This is a genomic window from Nocardia jejuensis NBRC 103114 (genome assembly GCF_001613145.1).
GTDB lineage: Bacteria > Actinomycetota > Actinomycetes > Mycobacteriales > Mycobacteriaceae > Nocardia > Nocardia jejuensis.
The window spans coordinates 18,933-38,275 of the sequence record NZ_BDBU01000050.1 but is presented as its reverse complement, the minus strand read 5'-3'; the positions used below and the strand labels follow the sequence as shown (position 1 = coordinate 38,275).

The window sequence follows — 19,343 nt, the reverse complement described above, 5'->3', positions numbered from 1 at the left end:
TCCACATTGACAAATTACCGCACCGCGCGCCTAATTGGTGGCAGGTGCGGCCAATGGTGGCAGATGCCACCATTTATCCGCCCGGATGGCACAGCCCCGGGAGATTCCATGCGACTCAACCCCTTCGGCGGTTCCCGCCGTACCCAGCAGGCGGACGCGGTCGTCACCGGCGCCGGTAGCGGCATCGGACAGGCGTTCGCGATCGAGATCGGCCGGCGCGGCGGGCGGGTGATCTGCTCGGACATCGACGCCGAGCGGGCCCGCGAAACCGTCGAATTGGTCGGCGCCGCAGGCGGAAAGGCATTCGACGCCGTCTGCGACGTGAGCCGGATCGAGCAGGTCACCGCGCTCGCGGACACCGCGGAACAGTGGTTCGGCAAGCCCGCGGATCTGGTGGTCAACAATGCCGGGATCGGCCGCGGCGGCGACCTGATAGGCGACGCGCCGCTCCCGGAGTGGCATCAGGTCCTGGATATCAATCTGTGGGGAGTCATCCACGGCTGCCACGTCTTCGCACCCCGGCTGCGCGCGGCCGGGCACGGCGCGCTGGTGAACGTGGCCTCGGCCGCGGCCTTCGGCGTCGCGCCCCGGATGGCCGCCTACAACGTCAGCAAGGCCGGCGTGCTGGCGCTGTCGGAAACCCTCGCCGCCGAACTGTCCGGCACCGGCGTCACCGTCACCGTGCTGTGCCCCACCGCGGTGAAAACCCGGATTCTGGAGGGCGTTTCGATCGGCGACCAGGCCATGGAGGAATGGGGCGATCGACTGCTGCGCTGGACCGGGCGCCCGCCCGCCGCCATCGCCCGCACCACCCTCGATGCCGTGGACGCCGGACAGCTCCATGTCGTCCCGCAGGTCGAGGCCAAGCTCATCTGGCAGTCCAAGCGACTGCTGCCCGGCACGTACACCCGCGCCGCCGGACTGCTCGAGCGACTGGTCCGGTAAGCGGTCCGCGCCGAGCATGCACAACCGACAGGGAAAGGCCGAACAATGGCGTTCGCATATTCCGACATGCTCACCACGATCAAGGATCGACAGTGGGCACTGGCCGACATCGACTGGGACGCACCGGGAGCCGAGCTGATCACCCCGCAGCAGCGGGGCGCACTGGCCGCCTTCATGGCGGATCTGGTCTGGATCGAGCATGTGGGAGCCCGCGGGTTCGCGGCCCTCACCCTGCGCGCGCCGGACGGCCCGCTCAAGGAGATCTACCGGCACTTCCACGCCGAGGAACAGAAGCACGCCAATGCCGAGCTCGCGCTCATGCGCCGCTGGGGCATGCTGCGCGAGGACTCGATGCCGGTGCCCAACAAGAACATTCAGCTGGTCATCCAGTGGCTGGACCGCTACGGCGACGAGCTCTCGCTGCCCGTGCTGGGAACGGTCATCCCGTCTCTGGAATGCGCGCTGGACGGCGCGCTGGTGAAGTTCCTGCTGGACGAGGTCCGAGATCCGCTGTGCCACGAGGTGTTCCGGCACATCAACAGTGACGAGTCGCGTCATCTGGCGGTCGGCTTCCAGGTGCTCGAACAGCTCGGCGCGGGGCCCGCGCGGCGGATCGCCATCGAGACGGCGGGTTTCGCGCTGCGGCCCACCCTGCTGATCGGCGCGCTGTTGTACACGCCCCTGCTCTCGCGCATGTCCACCAACATCATGGCGATGGGGCTGGACGAGGAGAAGCTCTGGAACGCGGTGCGACGCTACGAGAAAGCGGGCGACCGCAGTCCCGACATCAAACGACTGCCGCTGTTCCACCTGGTGCGCATGCACGGCCGCGCCACCATCAATCGCCTGCAGCCGATCCAGGGCGTCAACGACGCGCTGAACAAAGCCATCGACCACTTCCCGGTGCGGGTACTCGGCCGCACTCCGTCCTGGTCCAAGGAACTGACCTACGAACCGGTGGCGAAATGACCGCCCCGGCCTACGGCGAATTCGATCGAGTGCGTCGGCCGGCCCGCGACGGCACGAGTATCCGCGGCGCGGCGACGTACACCGGACGGCAGCGGCACTGCACGCACTGGCGCGATGAGGAGGATCTGCTCGGTCTGCACGTCGCGGTCGTCGGTCCTGCCGCCGCGATCGCGCGGGTGCTGCCCGGCGTCGCGAGCCAGGCGCGCCGGGTGACCGTGTTCCAGCACGATCCGATGTGGGTGCTGCCCTGGCCCGCGATCCCCGGCGTCCGGGAACTGCTGCGCCGCTGCCCCGAAGACCTGCTCGGGCTGCTGCCCGCGAACTCCGCACCGCCATTGCCCGGCGAAGCGGCAGCCCGAGCAGCCGACCGCGTCGTTCCGCAGCTGCTGCCGGACTTGCGCGAAAGTTCCCGCGACGCCACCGATACCGTTCCGGCGGCCGTGAGCGCCCTACCGGGCGGCGGCGCGCTGTGGCGGCTGGGCGGCGCGATCGCGCGCAGGCTGGGCGACACCGCGCTGCGGCAGGCCGCGACCGCGAATCTCCGAGTGCAGGTGCGCGATCCGTGGCAGCGCCGCAAGCTCACCCCCGACACCGCCACCGGCGTGCGTCTGCACAACCACTACTACCGGGCCCTGGAACGCCGGAACTGCCGGCTCGTCACCTGGCCGATCGCCCGGATCGCACCGCTCGGCGTCCGCACGGTGGACGGGATAGAGCATCGGGTGGACTGCATCATCTACGCGGAGGAAATGTTTTGAGCAGCACTGTCGTCGACCACGAACTCATCATCGTCGGTGCCGGATTCTCCGGCATCGGCACCGCGATCGCTCTGCGCAAGGCGGGATTCGACGATTTCCTGATCATCGACGAGGCCGACGGCGCGGGCGGAACCTGGCACTGGAACACCTATCCCGGCATCGCGGTGGACATTCCGTCCTTCAGCTATCAGTTCTCCTTCGAGAAGCAGCGGAACTGGTCCCGCGTGTACGCGCCCGGGCGGGAGTTGAAGGCGTACGCCGATCGATGCGTACAGAAGTACGGGCTGCGACCGCGAATCAGGTTCGGCACCACCGTCGTTCGCGCGGACTTCGACGACGCGCTGCATTTGTGGCGGCTGCACACGGCCGACGGCGACGAGCTGACCTGCCGTTTCATGATCGGCGCGACCGGCGTGCTGACCCGCCCCAAACTGCCGGAGATCCCGGGGGCGGACCGATTCACCGGCACCACCATGCACACCGCCCGCTGGGATCACGACGTCGACCTGCGTGGCAAGCGGGTCGGCATCATCGGCACCGGCGCATCGGCCATCCAGATCATTCCGGAGATCGCCGAGCGGGTCTCGGAACTCGTTGTCTTCCAGCGCACCCCGATCTGGTGCCTGCCGCGACCGGACGCACCGCTGCCGTCCGCGGTCCGCATGCTGATGGGCCTGCCCGGTGGACAGTTGCTGACCAGGCTGGCGAGCCAGGCCTTCGTGGAGTTGACCTTCCCACTGGCGGCGCACTACTACGGCGTGCTGCCGGTATCGAAACTCGGTGAGCGCACCGGGCTTTCACATCTGAAGCAGCAGGTGCACGATCCGGCCGTGCGCGCGAAACTCACCCCGGACTACGCGCTCGGCTGCAAGCGGCCCTCGTTCTCCAACGACTATCTGCGCACCTTCAACCGCGAGAACGTCGTGCTCGAGACCGACCCGATCACCGAGATCACCGCGACCGGGCTGCGCACCACCGAGCAGCATCATCAGGTCGACGTGCTGATCATGGCGACCGGGTTCAAGGTGATGGAATCGGGCAATATGCCGACCTTCGATCTACACGGCAGCAATGGCGTCAAGCTCGAAGAGTGGTGGGACACCCACCGTTTGCAGGCGTACGAGGGCGTCAGCGTGCCCGGTTTCCCGAACTTCTTCACCATCATCGGCCCGTACGGCTACAACGGCGCGTCGTATTTCACGCTCATCGAATTGCAGACCACGCACATCCTGCGGTTGCTGCGCGAGGCCCGCCGAAATCGGTCCACCCGGGTCGAGGTCACTCACGAGGCCAACGACCGGTACTTCCGGGAGATGCTGGATCGCCGTGGCTCCCAGGTCTTCTGGCAGGAGAGCTGCTCGCTGGCCAACAGCTACTACTTCGACAAGAACGGCGATGTGCCGCTGCGGCCCATGAGCACGGTCGAAGCGTCCTGGCGTGCGGGTCATTTCGATCTCGGCGACTACCGATTCGACAAGGCGGGCACGAACGTCGCAGTGAACGCCGGGCGCGCGCAGGCCTCGAAGGCGGACCGGTAACCGCCCGAGGGGGCGTGCGCCACTCTGCGCGGTAGTGCGAGGTGGCCCGCCTCCCGTGCGGGCTTACGGACTACTCGTCCAGCAGGCGATAGAGCGCACGGAGTTGGCGCAGACCCGATTCCGCGGTTGCCTCGTCCTCCGCGGTGATCCGCAATGCCTGGCGCACCAGCACCGCGTCCAGATCCTCGGGAGCCGGATGGAAGTCCGGCCTCGGGAGCTTGGGCAGCGGGGTGTCCTCGCCGTAGAGATCGGCGGACTCCGTGTGGGCTGTGCCGCTGTCCTGCTGGACGCTGCCGATCAGTTCGTCCAGCGCGATGCCGCGCAGGGTGAGCAGATCCCCCGGTCGCTCGTCGAGGCGTTCGGCGACGACGTAGCAGATCGCGGCCACATGCTTGCACGGCCACGCGGAATCCGGGCAGGTGCAGGAGAAGTCGAGTTCGGACGCGGTGGTCGGGAGCAGCAGCGGCCCCAGTCCGTGCGGCAGGGCCCCGGCCGCGATCTCGCCGAGCATGCCGGGCGTCGCGCGCACCAGATCGACCACCTCCGTGAGGCGTTCGTCGCGCAACTGCCGCAGCGCCAGCACCGAGACGAACGGGCGCGGCTGGCTGCCCTGCACCTCGGCGGCGACCGCGCCCGGTTCCAGGTGGTAGTTCACCACCTGACCACTGCGGGCGTACGAGCGGCCGCGAGCGAGCCGGCCGGGCTCGGCGACCTGCTCGATGGCCTCCAGGAACGACCGGCCCCACCAGGTCGCGGCGAACGCCTTGCCGCTGCGACTGCGCGGTTGCACGCCGCCGCGCACCGAGCGGCGTTTACCGGTTTCGGAACCGGGCCAGACGGATTCGGGATCGATATAGGTGTTCACTCGCCCACCGCCTCCGAGCCCAGCGCGAAGAGTTCACGCAGTTCGTCGTTGTCCATCTCGGTGATCCACTTCTCGCCGGCAGTGACGGTCAGATCCGCGAGCCGGCTCTTGCCACGCAGCATGTCGTCCACGCGCTCCTCGATCGTGTCGACGCAGACCAGCTTGCGCACCTGCACATCCCGGCGCTGACCGATCCGGAAGGCGCGGTCGGTGGCCTGGTTCTCCACCGCCGGATTCCACCAGCGATCCAGGTGCACCACATGATTGGCGGCGGTGAGGTTCAGGCCGGTGCCACCGGCCTTGAGCGACAACAGCATCAGCGGCGGACTGTCCGGATCCTCCTGGAAGCGGGTGACCATCTCGTCTCGGCGTTGCTTGCCGACCCCGCCGTGCAGGAACGGCACCTCCGAACCGAATCGTTCGGTGAGATACGGCGCGATGAGCGTGCCGAACTCGGCGAACTGGGTGAACAGCAGAGCCCGCTCACCGTCGGCGATCACCGATTCGAGAATGTCCTCGACCAGCGCGAGCTTGCCGGACCGGTGGTGTCCGCGCCGCAGCAGGGCCGAACCGTCGCTCAGATAGTGCGCGGGGTGATTGCACACCTGTTTGAGTCGCGTCAGCGCGGCCAGCACCGCGCCCTTGCGCTCCATGCCCTTGGCGTCCTTCAATTTCGCCGTCATATCGTCCAGCACGGCCTGATACAGCGCGGCCTGCTCCGCGGTGAGGTTGGCGCGCACCGTGATCTCGATCTTGTCCGGCAGGTCCGAGATGACCGCCGGATCGGTCTTGACCCGGCGCAGCACGAACGGCGAGGTGATGGCCCGCAGTCGCGTGACGGCGTTCTCGTCCCGCTCGCGTTCGATCGGCACCGCGAAGCGGGCATGGAATTCCGAGGGCTTGCCCAGCAGTGCGGGATTCGCGAAATCCAGAATGGAACGCAGCTCCTCGAGCCGGTTCTCCACCGGAGTTCCGGTCAGCGCCAAGCGATGTCGCGCCGGGACCGCCCGTGCGGCCTTGGCCTGGCGGGTGCCCGCGTTCTTGATGTGCTGTGCCTCGTCGACGACCACCCGCTGCCAGTTCTGCCGCTTCAACTCCTCGACATCCCGGGCCAGCAGAGCGTAGGTGGTGATCACCAGATCCGACTCTCGCACCGCCGCATCGAATTCCGCTCCCGATCGCCGCGCCGGGCCGTGGTGCACCAGCACCCGCAGATCGGGCGCGAACCGTTGCGTCTCGCGCTGCCAGTTGCCCACCACCGACATCGGGCACACCAGCAGAGTGGGGCCCACGTCCCCCACGGCCACGGGAGCAGTGCCCGACTCGGCACGCCCGTCCGCGAGAGCCTCGAGTTCGTCGAAGAGCGTTGCCGGATCGAGGGCGCCGGTTCGGCGAATCTTGCGGCGCTCGGCACCCGCACCGGCGGCGGGGCGCCCCGGAGCACTCACCGGCGAGGTCTCGCCGGAGCTGGAACCCTTTGCCGCACAAGCCTCTTCGCGCTCATGCACGAGCAGCGCCAGCACCTGCACCGTTTTGCCCAGGCCCATATCGTCCGCGAGGATCGCGCCGCAGCCCAGACGGCTCATGGTGGCAAGCCAGGTGAGGCCGCGCTGCTGGTAGGGGCGCAGCTGCGCCTTCAGGCCGACCGGATCGGCGACCGGTTCGATCGACTTCTCACCGTCGAAAAGTTCCGCGGCCCAACCGGTCGCGGTGATTTCCGCCAGCGGAACCTTGGTGACCGGGTTGGCCGCGAGTTCGGCGAACAGGCCGCCGATGGTGGTCTCGGTTCCGTCGGTGCGCCCGGACACGTAGTCCGCGGCGGCGGCCAGCATGCGGTGATCGGCCTGAATCCATTCCCCGCGAATCTGCACCAGGTCCGATTTCGATCGGACCAGGCGCGCCATCTCGGCGGGCGAGAGCACGGTGTCGCCGACCGCCAGCTCCCAGCGGAAAGACACCAATCCTTTGAGACCGACGGCACTTTCGGTGGCGGCGGGGCTCTGCACCTGCAGCCGCATCGTGGGAGCGGCGATGCGCCAGGCGCGCGGCAGCATGAGTCGCACGCCCGCGGCCTGCAGTACCTGCGCACCGTGCGCGACCAGGTCCATCACCACCTCGGTGGGCAGGAACAGGTCCATGCTGCGTGAATCGCCGGGCAGATCGCGCAGGCGCGGATAGGCCTGCTTGGCATCGGCCAGGCGCTCCCCCGCGATGCGTACCATCGCCGGATCGCCGGGCAGCAGCACCGGGGCGGGCGCCTCCCCCTCGGTGCGCAGACACACCTCGAGCCGCCACAGCGCACCGTCGGCGGCCGCACCCTCCGGTTCCGCGGTGTCCGGTTCCACCAGGCGCAGTACGAGTTCCGGCTCGTCCACGGTCAGGCTGGTTCGCCACTGCTCGAGGACGGCGGCCACTCGATGCGAGCCCTCCTCCAGCGGCGCCGACTCCAGCAGGGCCGAAATGAGCGGGTGCGCACGGGAACCCAGTGAGCCCCGCTCGTCCGAGCCGGTGCCGATCGGCGGCGGCAGAGCGGGCAGCCGTGCCGCGATCCGCAGGCGGGTCATCGGATCGGCCAGTTCGGCGACGAAGCTCTCCAGCAGCTCCGGCGCGCGACCGGCGACCTTCAGGGCGGCGGGCATCGCCACCGCGAGCTCCGCGAGCCAGGCCCGTTGACGCTGACCTCCGACCAGCCGCCAGCGCACCCACCAGTCACCGTCGTCGCGGCGCACCTCGAGCACGATCCGCCCGGCCCGCACCCACCGATCCACCCCCCGCGCCACATGGGCGAGGAAGCGCAGATCACCCGCGACGATGCCGGACGGCAGCTCCTGCAGCAGGACCTTCGCGGCCGCCTCCGGGGCGAGCGCGTGCGCGCGAACCTGCGTTTCCTGTGGACCGTACGGCCCCGGGACCAGCACCTGCGCGCGATGGCGGAACTTGGCGGCGCGCACCAGCGCACCCAGCGGATCCGGCAGCGCGCCGGTCTCGACGGCCGTGGCGGCGTCACCGTCCGGGTCGTGCCAGAGCACCAATCCCGATCCCGGCGACCACAGTCCGTGCAGCATCCGACCATCCAATCAGCCCGGACCGACAGCTCGGCAACGGCCTGCGGAGGGGCCCGGGAACGAGCCTTTCGGGCGGAACTTTCGCAAATACGGCAAATACCCACCCTCACCGGGTCTTTATTTCTGGCGTGTTACGGAACATACTGTTATAACCGCAGGTCACCGCATACGACGGTGTCAGCTGTGCCCGGCACCCATCGACGTAGCGCTCGGTAACGGCTATGCGGCGCGCACCCTGAAAATCACCGCGACTCAACCCGGAGCCGTGGCACTTTCGAGACCCTAGGGAGGCCGTGCAGATGACGATTCTGCTCCAAGTGCTCGAGCAGAGCTTCACCCCGACCACGCAGTGGGAACGGCGGAAAATCACGTTCGTGGACACGACGAAGATCGTGGGCATGCGACTGGACGGTCAATCGGGGGTGTGGCTGGATCTGTCCCGACCGGGCGAATCCCAGCGGCTCGCCCGCACCGCCGATCCGCGCGATGCCTGCATGTTCCTGCTCGGCACCTTCGCGAAGATCGCCGAATGCGAGGAACGCGGCGGATCGTGGCTGATCGGCCACGACGGCGCGAACCTCGATTCGATCTCCGCCATGCGCTTCCCGCCACAGCTGTCCGAGACCGCAGCGGACGACCTGCTGGCGCACGCCTGGCTGTAGTACCCCCGTCACGCACCGTTCGCGACCCACTCGCGAGCGGTGCGAACCTCTGCCGTCTGCGGTACGACTTCATTCGGTACGGCCGTCTTCGATCCGGCCGATCACCCGGCGCCGCTCTCGAATCGCCGAGCCTCACCCGCTGTTCGACTTCGCCCGCACGCGACTGTGCGCGACGCCACCGGTGCGAAGTATCGAGGATGCGCGAATCCGAGGGCGCCGTCCGGTAGATCTGTCACGGTGCGTCCGAAGGGCAGAATCTCCGGTGCGGTGCTGGGCTTGGCCTTCGCACTCGCGCTCTCGGGGTGCTCGATGATCGGCGTGCGAGTGACGCCGGCGCCGGGCAGTCCCACCCGCGCGCAACTGGACGAGCTGATCTCCCAGGTGCGCGTGACGGACGCGCGAACCCGCCCCGGCGGCTACGAGCGCGGCTGTAAAGCCGGGCAGGGCTGCGTATTCGGGCCCGCGTGGAGCGACGACCAGGACGCGCCGGGCGGACACGACGGCTGCGACACCCGCAACAACACACTCGCCCGGCAGCTCACCGACGTGCGATTGCGGGCCGGAAGCACCTGTGTGGTGCTGAGCGGCACACTGAACGACCCGTACACCGGAGAACACATCGGCTTCGTGAAGGCCGACGCCAAAGCCGTGCAGATCGACCACGTGTACCCGCTGGCCGCGGCCTGGGATCTCGGCGCGTCCACCTGGCCGCTACCCCTGCGCATGCGGTTCGCCAACGACCTCGACTTCAACCTGCTGGCCGTGGACGGAAAGACCAACCAGCACAAGGGCGACAGCACCCCGGCCGACTGGCTGCCGCCCGCCCGCGCGAACCACTGCTACTACGCGGCCAAATACCTGACCGTGGCCACCCACTACGACCTACCGGTGACCAAGGCCGATCGCAAAGCCCTCGAACGCATCGCCCGCGGCTGTCCCTGAGCCGCCGGGCAGTCCACGCTCGGCCATCCGGGCGAACAGGCCGAACGCGGCCTCGGCGGTGAACTCGCGGTGCGGGTCGACGACGGCGTCCTGCAGGCCGAACAGCGCCCAGGACAGATAGGTGATGGTCGCGTCGAGTTCGGCGGGCTCCAGACCCAGCCGGGGGCCGAGGTGCTCGGTCAGCAGATCCGCGTACATCTGCCGGATCGCCCGCAGCACAGCGGAATTCGCGCGCGGACTCAGCAGCGGCCGGTACACCTCGGGATTGCGTTCCGCGATCCGGAAGAGGATCCGCACCGGGGCCAGCAGCGGCGCCTCGCCCTGAATCCGGGCCAACTCCACCGAAATCATCTCGCGCACATGCTCGGTGCAGCTGACCACCAGCAGATCGTCCTTGTCGCGGTAGTGCGCGTAGAAGGTGGAGCGACCCACATCGGCGCGATCGATGATGTCCCGCACCGTGATCCGGGTGTATCCGCGCTCCTGGATGAGCTGAATCAGCGCCACGTGCAGTGCGCGTCGGGTTCTGCGAACCCGACGGTCGACCGGGGACCCGTCGCCGGACGCTACCGCGGCGGTGAAGGCGGGGGGTTCGCCGGGCGCAGGCGCGACAGAGGTGGGAGAGGCGGCGGGATTGTCGAGCGCGGCCGAGGCGGGGAGCGCGGCAGTCGTCTCGAGCCCTGCCGAGGCGGGGAGCGCGGCAGTCACCTCGAGCACGACAGAGGCAGGGGGCACGGCAGTCGCTTCGCGCACGGGGGACGTGGCGAGAGCGGTGGGCGGTTGCGCGGCGCTCGAGTCGGGCCGCGTTTCCGGACATGTTCCGCGGATGTGTGCCGAATCGGACGGATTCCCGGGATCTGGTTCTGGCCTGCGCTTTTCCACCCTTCGATGATGAACACATGACCCGAAACGAACAAGCCTCCCGCACGACGACCCCCGACATCGGCGCGCTGATCACGTGGCCGCGTCGCTATGTGCTGCTGACGGACGTCTACTTCCTCGGCCGTGATCGCACCCTGCGCCGCGACCTCGCCGCCGCCAGCGGAGCGCGCCCCGGCGATCACGTCATCGATATCGGCTGCGGGCCAGGCAGACTCGCCTTCGCCCTCGCCGACCGTGTCGGACCACAGGGCCGAGTGGTTGGCATCGACCCGTCGGCGCCGATGATCGACTACGCGGTCGCGCACGCTCCGGCCAATTGCCGCTTCGAACTCGGCGCGGCACAGTCGCTTTCCCAGCTCGACGCCACCTTCGACGTCGTGACCTCCACCTTCGCGATGCACCACATCCCAAAATCGGAACGAAACACCGCCTTGGCGGCCATGTTCCGCATTCTGCGCCCCGGCGGTCACCTGCTCCTGGCCGACACCCACCCCACCGGCGGCATCCGCGGAGCACTGATTCGCGCCATGGCGCACCGTGCGAGCGGCCACTCACACCGCGGCGACGACCCGCACGGCAGCGGAACCGCACACGGTCACGACCACCCGGCCGAGACATCCGACGGCGAACACTTCTCCTCGGTCGACATTCGCCAGTACCGAGACCCTCTGCGGCACAACGGTTTCACCGATATCGAATTCCGCACCGGTCGATTCGCGACCGGAATCCTGACCGCGGTCAAACCTGGGTGAAGGGCCGGAAGGATCTGCGCCGCGCGAACCGTTCACGCTGCAGAGCCCGTGCCGGCCGAGCACCCGAGGTGCGGACGGCACCGCCTTGCACGAGCATCGCGCCACAGCTCTCGAGCTGGACCTGGGCGATCGTCTGTGTAGACTCCGCCTCGGCGCCGATGTGCCGAAGTCGGGCAGCAGCATGTCCGACTCATCGATCAACTGGGCTCTGCGGACGGACGAACCGTCGAACGCGAGGCCCTCTTCAGCGAGGTCGGCCGTGGAAGCCTCCGCCGGGATCGAGAAGTGCGCCCGCACAATGGGGAGGTCGGTGAAGCGAATATCGACGCATTCGACCTCCGCTCGAGCAACTTGATCGGCAGCGAACCGTTCAGCCCTGCGAGCTGAGCGATCCGTGCGAGCGGGGCTGGGGCGGTGGTGAACGCTGCCGGTTCACCACCGGGGTCGGAGGTGGTCAGGCGGGGGTGGGGCCGGTGGCCGCTGGGCGTTTGGGGTCGTTGGACCACTGGGACCAGGAACCCGGATAGAGGGCGGCGTCTATTCCGGCGACAGCGAGGGCAGCGACCTGGTGGGCGGCGGTGACGCCGGAACCGCAGTAGACGGCGACCGGGCCGGAGCCGAATTCGGCGAAGCGGGAACGCAATTCGTCCAGCGGCTTGAAAGTTCCCTCGGCGGTCAGGTTTTCGGCGGTGGGGGCGCTGAGGGCTCCCGGAATGTGGCCCGCGCGCGGATCGATCGGCTCCACCTCGCCGCGATACCGTTCTCCCGCACGGGCATCCAGCAGCACACCGGCCCAGCCCGCGGCGCCGTCGGCGTCGATCACCGGCATATTGCCGGGGGTCAGAACCACGTCACCGGCCTCGGGATCGGCTTCCTCGCCCGCGATCACCTTGCCACCGGCGCGATCCCAGGCGGGCAGGCCGCCGTCCAGGATGCGCACGTCGGGGACGCCCGCCCAGCGCAGCAGCCACCAGACCCGCGCGGCGGCCATGCCGCCGGTGGCGTCGTAGGCCACCACGGTGTCCCCCTCGCGCACACCCCAGCTGCGCGCGCACTTCTGTAGATGCGCCAGCTCCGGCAGCGGATGCCGGCCCCGCGCCGGGGACGGCGGATCGGCCAGCTCGGTCTCCAGGTCCACGAACACCGCACCCGGAATGTGCCCGTCCAGGTAGTGCTGTGGTCCGTCCGGATCCCCGAGCGCCCACCGCACATCCAGCAGGCGCACCCGAGAATCCCCGTCCGACAGCAGCTCCCGCAGTTCCTCCGCCGAGATCAGCACCGCGCTCAACCCAACTCCTCTTCGCAGATCCCCCACGAACCAAGTCCACCCACCCTACGCAGCCCTCACGCTCCCCGCAGCACCACCACGCGCGCCCGCACCGGCTCACGTCGCCGTCCACTCATATGCGCCTATGCGACATCGACTGTCCGGCGACGACGCAGGACAGTCCGGGGCGTCAGGCGGGGGCGGCGGGACCGGGCCGGGTGTCAGACGGGGGCGGCGGGACCGGGGTCGGGCGCAGGAGCCGACGGACCACCAGTCCGGCTGTCAGTGCCCAGAAGGCCGCGCCGATACCCAGCAGGGTTACGCCGGAGGCGGCTACCAGGAAGGTGAGGGCGGCGGCGTTGCGGTGGGCGGGTACGGCGAGGGCGGCGGTCAGGGCGGCGGCGAGGGTTGCGATGAGGGCAAGGCCCGCAACGGTTTCCAGCACGCCCTTCGGCGCGGCGGCGACCAGGGTGACCAGCGCCCCGGAAGCCAGCGCCAGCAGGAGGTAGGTGAGTCCGGCGGTGGTGGCCGCGACCCAGCGGCGCCTGGGATCCGGATGGGCCGAGGGCGCCGCGGACAGGGCGGCGCTGATGGCCGCCAGATTGATGGCGTGCCCACCGGCGAAAGCGCCGAGGACGGTGCCGATTCCGGTCACCGACATGGCCGCGCGCCACGGGATCCGATAACCGAAGGAACTCATAACGGCGGTGCCGGGAATGTTCTGCGCGGCCATGGTGACGACGTACAGCGGTAGCGCCACGCCGATCATGGCCTGCCAACTCCAGTGCGGGGCAACCAATTCCACGCGAGGGATCAGGGCACCCGCGTCGATCGAGCGATGCGTCACGACGATGTCGATCGTCGCACCGATCGCCGAGACCGCGAACGCGGCCAGCACCGCCCAGCGCGCGGCGAACTTCTGCAGGACCAGCCAGGTGAGGATCACCGGGACGACGACCGCGGGACTCACGCTCAGCGCCTTGACCGGAGCCAGGCACAGCGGAAGCAGGACCCCCGCCAGCATGGCCTGCGCGATCTCCACCGGAATGGCGGCGATCAGCGCGCCCAGCCGCTGCCAGAATCCGGTCAGCACGATGAGCAGACCCGCGACCACGAACGCCCCCACGGCCGCGGGCCAACCGCCCGCCACCGCCCCGGTGCTCGCCAGCAGTGCCGCCCCCGGAGTGGACCAGGCCAGTGTGATCGGCATCCGATAGCGGCGACTCAGCACCAGCATCCCGATCGCCTGCGTCACGCAGACGGCCAGCAGACCCGAAGCCGCCTGTGCCGCAGTCGCACCCATCGCGGTCAAACCCGCCAACACCACCGCGAACGAACTGGTGAACCCGACCAGCGCGGTCACGATCCCGGCCCCGATCGGCTGCCCGATTCCCGCCTCCGGCGCGCTGTCGACGGCCGGGTCGCCGTCGGTGGTGGTAGTGCTCATCGCGCCATCGTCCCGGTCCAGTGCCCCCGGGGTCGCCAGCCAATCCACCGAAACTGGACTGAATTCGCGCCACACCCGGCACCATCCGCCGAGGCGAACCCGCCACCCACCCTGCGAAGCACCGCACAACCTCGTGCACAACCACCCGCTCGAATACAAGCTCCACACCCGAAACAGGGCAGAGCGAGTCCGGAATCGACCGCCTCGCGACGGCGGTGCCGGGCGCCACCTGGCGGGCTGCGGGCCTCACTCCGGGCGGGCAGATGGGCCGGATCTCGGAGCGATCGTCAACGGGCCATCCACTCCGGTCCGGGCGCGCATGGATCACGGGTCGCGCACGACAGCCGGTCGGTCAGTCCGGCCCGGCACGTGGACCGCGGGTCGCGCACGGCGGCCGGTCGGTCAGTCCTGCTCAGGGGCGGAACGCGGGGTCCCGCTCTGCTGGATCAGGCGGTCCAGCAGCGGGGTGGTCCGGGGACCGACCAGCGAACGCATGATGAGCGACATATTCGTGCGCTCGACGCCCCGGATCTCCAGGATCGAACCGGCGACGCGGTACAGGTCGTCGGCATCCTGAGCCACCACCCGGGCGATCAGGTCGGTCGGGCCGGTGGTGCCGCAGACCTCGGTGACCTCGGGGATCTCCGCGAGCGCGGCGACCACGGAGTCCAGTCGATGCTGGTCCACCACGACGGCGACGAAGGCTGCCAGCGGGTAGCCCAGAGCCCGGGGTTCCACGCGGCGTTCGACGCTCGCGAGCATGCCGTTCGCCTCCCAGCGCGCGAGTCTGGCCTGCACGGTATTGCGGGACAGACCGAGGCGGGCGGCGAGCTCGACACCGGTCGCGCGGGGGTTGGCGACCAGCTCCAGCAACAGCCTGGCATCGGTGACGTCGACCGGCCCGGCAACCGGTTCCCTGCTGCTCATGCGGATCAGTATGACATTCAGACACGCGGCCCGACCGAGCATTCTGCTCAGTTCGAGTGTCGAGACTTGCACATATCGCTTAAGGGAGGATGCTATGTGGTGTAGGACACATACCGCTCGTCATGGGACACGATCCCGGGGCGATGCCGGTGCACCCGGTGTTCGAGGAGGCGATACCCATGCCCGAGAAAAACACCTATCCGGTCCAGCTCGTGCAGCCCGACGGCTGCCGCGTACTCGACAAGATCTACGGCCCGCTGGTCGCGGATGTCGACGCCGACCGCCTGCGCGCCCTGTTCACCGATATGACCGTGGCCCGCCGGATAGACACCGAGGCAACCGCCCTGCAACGCCAGGGCCAGCTGGGACTGTGGCCGCCCCTGCTCGGCCAGGAGGCCGCGCAGATCGGCTCCGCGCACGCGCTGCACGCGGACGACTACGCGTTCTGCAGCTATCGCGAGGCCGGCGTCGCCTACTGCCGGGGTGTGCGGCCCGAGGACATGACCCGGCTGTGGCGCGGTAACGCCCACTACTGCTGGGACGCGGACGAGGTCAGGATGACCAATCCGAACATCGTGGTCGGCGCGCAGGGCCTGCATGCCACCGGCTACGCCTACGCCGCCCATCTCGAGGGCTCGGAGATCGCCACCATCGCCTACTTCGGCGACGGCGCCACCAGCCAGGGCGATATCGCCGAGGCGCTGGGCTTCGCCGCCTCCTGGAGCGCGCCGGTGGTGTTCTTCTGCCAGAACAATCACTGGGCGATCAGCGCGCCGGTGCGCGTGCAGAGCGCCACGCCGATCGCCGCTCGCGCCCTCGGATACGGCATCCCGAGCATTCAGGTCGACGGCAACGACGTGCTCGCGGTCCTGGCCGCCACCCGGCAGGCCCTCATCCGAGCCCGGGCCGGCGGCGGCCCGTCCTTCATCGAGGCCATCACCTATCGGATGGGCCCGCACACCACCGCCGACGATCCGACCCGCTACCGCACCGCCGCCGAACTCGAGCTCTGGCAGCGCCGCGATCCGATCGATCGCATCCGCCGCCTGCTGGAGCGGGAGGGACTGTGGGACAGCGACTTCCAGCAGGCGGTCGTGGTGCGCGCCGACGAGGTCGCCGCCCGGCTGCGCTCGGCGACCCTCGGCATGGCCGATCCGGAACCGAGCCGGCTCTTCGATCACGTCTACGCCACCCCGCATCCGCTGATCGAGGAAGAACGCCGCGCCTACGCGGCCCATCTGGAGGGAGTGCAGTCATGAAGACGACATTCTCCGGCGCGCTCAACCGCGGACTGCGCCGTGCTCTGGAGGACGATCCCAAGGTCGTGCTCATGGGTGAGGACATCGGCCGGCTCGGCGGCGTCTTCCGCGTGACCGACACGCTGCAGAAGGATTTCGGCAACAACCGCGTCATCGACACGCCGCTGGCCGAATCCGGAATCATCGGAACGGCTTTCGGAATGGCGCTGCGCGGCCTGCGCCCGGTATGTGAAATCCAGTTCGACGGATTCGTGTATCCGGCATTCGATCAGATCGTCTGCCAGGTCGCGAAGATTCACTATCGGACGGGCGGAAAGGTGACCACTCCCATCACCATCCGCATTCCGTTCGGCGGCGGCATCGGATCGGTGGAACACCATTCCGAATCTCCCGAAGCGTATTTCGCGCATACGGCGGGACTTCGTGTGGTATCACCGAGCAATCCCGCCGACGCGTATCTGATGATCCGCCAAGCCGTCTCGCTGGACGATCCGGTGATCTTCTTCGAGCCCAAGCGCCGGTACTGGGACAAGGCGGAGGTCGATTTCGACCTGCTGGACCGGGACGGCGGGCTCGCGCTGGATCGGGCCAGGGTCTGTACCAGCGGCGAGGACGCCACCGTCGTCGCCTACGGCGGCACCGTCGCGACCGCGCTCACCGCCGCCGATATCGCGGCCGCGGAAGGGCATTCGCTGGAGGTGATCGATCTGCGCAGCCTCTCGCCCATCGATTTCGACACGATCGAAACCTCGGTCCGCAAAACTGGTCGATTGGTCATCGTGCACGAGGCGCCCGTATTCGGCGGACTCGGCGCGGAAATCGCCGCGCGCATCACCGAACGCTGCTTCTACGAATTGGAAGCACCCATCTTGCGAGTCGGTGGCTTCGACATCCCCTATCCCCCCGCTAAACTCGAGCGGCACCACCTGCCCGACCCCGACCGCATTCTCGCCGCGGTCGATCGCACGCTCGCCGCTTAACGGTCACGCACGGAGGAAGCACGGTGGAAGATCAGCGTCAGGTAATGGAATTCCGGCTGCCGGATCTCGGCGAGGGCTTAGCCGATGCCGAATTGGTGTCGTGGACAGTGCAAGTCGGCGATCAGGTGGAATTGAACCAGGTGATCGCGGAGGTGGAGACCGCGAAAGCGCAGGTGGCGCTACCGAGCCCGTATGTGGGGACGGTCCTGGAGTTGCTGGCGCAGCCCGGGGAGACGGTGCTGGTCGGTGCGCCGCTGATCCGGATCGGCACGGCCACCGACGCGTCGCACAGAAACACCGACGCGCCGGACAGGAACACCGACGCGTCGCACGGAAACACGGCCGCGTCGCACAGGCACACGGCCGCGCCGGCCGGAACCGGCGGCATCACCGACGACATGAACGCGTCCTCGGCGATGGCCGAGGAGCCGCCGGCCGAACGCCGGTCGGTCCTGGTCGGATACGGCCCGGACAGCGAACCGGTCTCCCGGCGGGCCCGCGTGGCGCGCGATGCCGGTACCCGCTCCCCCGCAGACGATCTGGGCCGGCGGCTGCCGCCCTCGGGCCGGGCCTCGGCCACGCCAGGCGCGCGGCGACTCGCCCGTGAGATCGGCGTCGATCTCGCGGCGGTGACGGGTTCGGGCCCACAGGGCGCGGTCACCGTGACCGATCTGCACGGCGCACAGCACGAGAGCGCACCCCGGGAATACCTTGGCGCGGATCATATTCCGATCCACACCGCCCCGCCGGTGACACCCGAGCATACGGCCGTGAGCACGGTGCGATCGGTGCCCGCGGGCCGGGAATCGCGAGTCCCCATCGCCGGAATCCGCAAGCGCACCGCGGCCGCCATGAGTGCGAGCGCTCAGCACATTCCGCAGGCCAGCACCTTCGTGACCACCGATTTCACCGGTTCCATGGAGTTGCTCGATCATCTGCGCGCCACACCGACCTTCGCGGGTCTGAGCCTCACCCCGCTGGCGCTGGTCGCCAAGGCGGCCCTGGTGGCGGTCACCGAATTCCCGGAGATCAACTCCTTCTGGGACGAGACGAATCAGCAGATCCTCACCAAGCACTACGTCAATCTCGGCATCGCGGTGGCGAGCGAACGCGGGTTACTGGTCCCCAATCTCAAAGAGGCGCAGACGATGACACTGCGCGAACTCTGCCAGGAGATCGCCCGGGTCGCCGATGTGGCCCGATCCGGGGCCGCCACTCCGGCCGATCTGACCGGTGGCACCCTCACCATCACCAATGTCGGCGTCTTCGGTGTGGACACCGGTGTGCCCCTGGTGAATCCGAACGAGGCCGCGATCCTGTGCCTGGGCTCGATCCGCAAGCGGCCCTGGGTCCATCGCGACGAACTCACGGTCCGCTGGGTCACCACGCTGGGCCTGAGCTTCGATCATCGCCTGATCGACGGCGAACAGGGTTCGCGCTTCCTGGCCAGCATCGCCGCGCTGCTGGAGGATCCGCTCACCCTGCTCGGCCGGGTCTGAACGACCGCACGACCCCGGAACAACTCCGCACACTCCGTGATTCACGGGGTGTGCGGTTCGTTCTACGACCGAGCTTGCCGCGATGAACTGCCGTGCCGCCGAGCGCGACTCAGTCCTCGGCGGGCTGGATCACGAGCGGTTCGGCGGCGAGGCGGATGACCTCGGGAATGGCGACCGGCTTGCGGCTCTCGTCATCGACGTAGACATGCACGAAGGTGCCGGTGGCGGCCAGTTCCAGGGCCTCGCCGGTGTCCCGGAAGATGGCGAGGTCATAGCTGATGCTGGAGTTGCCGAGCCGGGCGATCCGAATGCCGACCCGCAGCAGATCCGGGAAGGTGATCGACCCCAGGAAGTTGCAGGAGGTCTGGGCCACCACGCCGATAGCGGGTAGGTCCCGGATATCGGTGCCGGTGGCGTGGATCAGCCACGCGTTCACGGCCGTGTCGAAGTAGGAGTAGTAGGTCACGTTGTTGACATGGCCGTAGTGGTCGTTGTCCGCCCAGCGCGTCGGCACGGGCCAGAGCACCGGGTAATCCAGATCCTTCGTCACACCGCCGACGATAGTGGGTGGCGGTGAATCGTTCGC

At 68.7% G+C, this 19,343-nt stretch carries 17 protein-coding genes and 1 pseudogene; 10 read left to right on the top strand and 8 right to left on the bottom strand.

The genetic code is table 11. The features are described 5' to 3' along the window. Positions 1 to 108 precede the first annotated feature (108 nt). From NJ1_RS32230 to NJ1_RS32215, 4 genes are read left to right on the top strand one after another with little or no spacing between them, the layout of a single operon-like run. Positions 109 to 945 (top strand): SDR family NAD(P)-dependent oxidoreductase, encoded by an 837-nt coding sequence (locus NJ1_RS32230; RefSeq protein ID WP_067702116.1) that lies wholly within the window; start codon positions 109 to 111, stop codon positions 943 to 945. 45 nt (positions 946 to 990) lie between these two features. Beyond that, on the top strand, positions 991 to 1,914 hold the full coding sequence (locus NJ1_RS32225; protein ID WP_067702113.1) for a reductase: 924 nt from the start codon (positions 991 to 993) through the stop codon (positions 1,912 to 1,914). After that, positions 1,911 to 2,672 carry an NAD(P)/FAD-dependent oxidoreductase gene (locus NJ1_RS32220; RefSeq protein ID WP_067702110.1) on the top strand — a complete coding sequence of 254 codons (762 nt, stop codon included), beginning with the start codon at positions 1,911 to 1,913 and terminating at the stop codon, positions 2,670 to 2,672. The genes NJ1_RS32225 and NJ1_RS32220 overlap by 4 nt, the downstream gene beginning before the upstream one ends. After that, a complete protein-coding gene (locus tag NJ1_RS32215; protein ID WP_067702107.1) occupies positions 2,669 to 4,210 on the top strand; it encodes a flavin-containing monooxygenase in 1,542 nt (513 codons plus the stop codon). Before NJ1_RS32220 ends, NJ1_RS32215 begins: the two co-directional genes overlap by 4 nt. Positions 4,211 to 4,280: 70 nt before the next feature. Here NJ1_RS32215 and NJ1_RS32210 read toward each other — a convergent pair whose 3' ends face one another. After that, on the bottom strand, positions 4,281 to 5,075 hold the full coding sequence (locus tag NJ1_RS32210; protein WP_245717682.1) for an SWIM zinc finger family protein: 795 nt from the start codon (positions 5,073 to 5,075) through the stop codon (positions 4,281 to 4,283). Further along, on the bottom strand, positions 5,072 to 8,140 hold the full coding sequence (locus NJ1_RS40720; protein ID WP_245717681.1) for a DEAD/DEAH box helicase: 3,069 nt from the start codon (positions 8,138 to 8,140) through the stop codon (positions 5,072 to 5,074). Before NJ1_RS40720 ends, NJ1_RS32210 begins: the two co-directional genes overlap by 4 nt. 299 nt (positions 8,141 to 8,439) lie before the next feature. Here NJ1_RS40720 and NJ1_RS32200 point away from each other — a divergent pair, with 299 nt between their 5' ends. Together NJ1_RS32200 and NJ1_RS32195 are read left to right on the top strand one after the other, a co-directional pair. Beyond that, entirely contained in the window at positions 8,440 to 8,802 is a 363-nt protein-coding gene (locus tag NJ1_RS32200) for a hypothetical protein (protein ID WP_067702104.1), read from the top strand. Positions 8,803 to 9,111: 309 nt separating this feature from the next. Beyond that, a complete protein-coding gene (locus NJ1_RS32195) occupies positions 9,112 to 9,744 on the top strand; it encodes an HNH endonuclease family protein (protein ID WP_067702246.1) in 633 nt (210 codons plus the stop codon). On the opposite strand, the gene NJ1_RS32190 is transcribed toward NJ1_RS32195, so the two are convergent. Beyond that, positions 9,685 to 10,452 carry a TetR/AcrR family transcriptional regulator gene (locus NJ1_RS32190; protein ID WP_339381210.1) on the bottom strand — a complete coding sequence of 256 codons (768 nt, stop codon included), beginning with the start codon at positions 10,450 to 10,452 and terminating at the stop codon, positions 9,685 to 9,687. The genes NJ1_RS32195 and NJ1_RS32190 overlap by 60 nt on opposite strands. A gap of 191 nt (positions 10,453 to 10,643) precedes the next feature. On the opposite strand from NJ1_RS32190, the gene NJ1_RS32185 reads away from it, so the two are divergent. Continuing rightward, positions 10,644 to 11,378 carry a class I SAM-dependent methyltransferase gene (locus NJ1_RS32185; RefSeq protein WP_067702098.1) on the top strand — a complete coding sequence of 245 codons (735 nt, stop codon included), beginning with the start codon at positions 10,644 to 10,646 and terminating at the stop codon, positions 11,376 to 11,378. 156 nt (positions 11,379 to 11,534) lie between these two features. Here NJ1_RS32185 and NJ1_RS38510 read toward each other — a convergent pair. The 4 genes and pseudogenes from NJ1_RS38510 to NJ1_RS32170 form a co-directional block, all read right to left on the bottom strand. Next, a pseudogene (locus NJ1_RS38510) lies at positions 11,535 to 11,714 on the bottom strand (glutamine synthetase); the annotation flags it as partial. 118 nt (positions 11,715 to 11,832) lie between these two features. Continuing rightward, on the bottom strand, positions 11,833 to 12,654 hold the full coding sequence (locus NJ1_RS32180; protein WP_067702243.1) for a sulfurtransferase: 822 nt from the start codon (positions 12,652 to 12,654) through the stop codon (positions 11,833 to 11,835). Positions 12,655 to 12,835: 181 nt separating this feature from the next. After that, positions 12,836 to 14,092, bottom strand: coding sequence for a benzoate/H(+) symporter BenE family transporter (locus NJ1_RS32175; protein WP_067702240.1), 1,257 nt, complete (start codon positions 14,090 to 14,092; stop codon positions 12,836 to 12,838). A 402-nt stretch (positions 14,093 to 14,494) separates the two neighbouring features. Next, positions 14,495 to 15,019 carry an Lrp/AsnC family transcriptional regulator gene (locus tag NJ1_RS32170; protein ID WP_067702237.1) on the bottom strand — a complete coding sequence of 175 codons (525 nt, stop codon included), beginning with the start codon at positions 15,017 to 15,019 and terminating at the stop codon, positions 14,495 to 14,497. 179 nt (positions 15,020 to 15,198) lie between these two features. On the opposite strand from NJ1_RS32170, the gene pdhA reads away from it, so the two are divergent. Genes pdhA through NJ1_RS32155 form a run of 3 tightly spaced genes read left to right on the top strand, consistent with a single transcriptional unit; the run spans position 15,199 to position 18,757 of the window. Continuing rightward, positions 15,199 to 16,278 carry a pyruvate dehydrogenase (acetyl-transferring) E1 component subunit alpha gene (pdhA, locus tag NJ1_RS32165; RefSeq protein WP_067702234.1) on the top strand — a complete coding sequence of 360 codons (1,080 nt, stop codon included), beginning with the start codon at positions 15,199 to 15,201 and terminating at the stop codon, positions 16,276 to 16,278. Beyond that, complete coding sequence (locus NJ1_RS32160; RefSeq protein WP_067702095.1) at positions 16,275 to 17,258, top strand: alpha-ketoacid dehydrogenase subunit beta; 984 nt, start codon at positions 16,275 to 16,277, stop codon at positions 17,256 to 17,258. Before pdhA ends, NJ1_RS32160 begins: the two co-directional genes overlap by 4 nt. Positions 17,259 to 17,302: 44 nt before the next feature. Then, positions 17,303 to 18,757 (top strand): dihydrolipoamide acetyltransferase family protein, encoded by a 1,455-nt coding sequence (locus tag NJ1_RS32155; RefSeq protein WP_067702092.1) that lies wholly within the window; start codon positions 17,303 to 17,305, stop codon positions 18,755 to 18,757. Between the two features lie 109 nt (positions 18,758 to 18,866). On the opposite strand, the gene NJ1_RS32150 is transcribed toward NJ1_RS32155, so the two are convergent. Further along, a complete protein-coding gene (locus NJ1_RS32150) occupies positions 18,867 to 19,307 on the bottom strand; it encodes an acyl-CoA thioesterase (RefSeq protein WP_157574418.1) in 441 nt (146 codons plus the stop codon). Between the last annotated feature and the right edge of the window lie 36 nt (positions 19,308 to 19,343).

What these genes read in the sequence shown, in the direction of transcription:
- NJ1_RS32230 (WP_067702116.1), top strand. Translation starts at nt 109, where the DNA reads ATGCGACTCAACCCCTTCGGCGGTTCCCGCCGTACCCAGCAGGCGGAC.
- NJ1_RS32225 (WP_067702113.1), top strand. Translation starts at nt 991, where the DNA reads ATGGCGTTCGCATATTCCGACATGCTCACCACGATCAAGGATCGACAG.
- NJ1_RS32220 (WP_067702110.1), top strand. Translation starts at nt 1,911, where the DNA reads ATGACCGCCCCGGCCTACGGCGAATTCGATCGAGTGCGTCGGCCGGCC.
- NJ1_RS40720 (WP_245717681.1), bottom strand. Translation starts at nt 8,140, where the DNA reads ATGCTGCACGGACTGTGGTCGCCGGGATCGGGATTGGTGCTCTGGCAC.
- NJ1_RS32200 (WP_067702104.1), top strand. Translation starts at nt 8,440, where the DNA reads ATGACGATTCTGCTCCAAGTGCTCGAGCAGAGCTTCACCCCGACCACG.
- NJ1_RS32195 (WP_067702246.1), top strand. Translation starts at nt 9,112, where the DNA reads ATGATCGGCGTGCGAGTGACGCCGGCGCCGGGCAGTCCCACCCGCGCG.
- NJ1_RS32185 (WP_067702098.1), top strand. Translation starts at nt 10,644, where the DNA reads ATGACCCGAAACGAACAAGCCTCCCGCACGACGACCCCCGACATCGGC.
- NJ1_RS32175 (WP_067702240.1), bottom strand. Translation starts at nt 14,092, where the DNA reads ATGAGCACTACCACCACCGACGGCGACCCGGCCGTCGACAGCGCGCCG.
- NJ1_RS32170 (WP_067702237.1), bottom strand. Translation starts at nt 15,019, where the DNA reads ATGAGCAGCAGGGAACCGGTTGCCGGGCCGGTCGACGTCACCGATGCC.
- pdhA (WP_067702234.1), top strand. Translation starts at nt 15,199, where the DNA reads ATGCCCGAGAAAAACACCTATCCGGTCCAGCTCGTGCAGCCCGACGGC.
- NJ1_RS32160 (WP_067702095.1), top strand. Translation starts at nt 16,275, where the DNA reads ATGAAGACGACATTCTCCGGCGCGCTCAACCGCGGACTGCGCCGTGCT.
- NJ1_RS32155 (WP_067702092.1), top strand. Translation starts at nt 17,303, where the DNA reads ATGGAATTCCGGCTGCCGGATCTCGGCGAGGGCTTAGCCGATGCCGAA.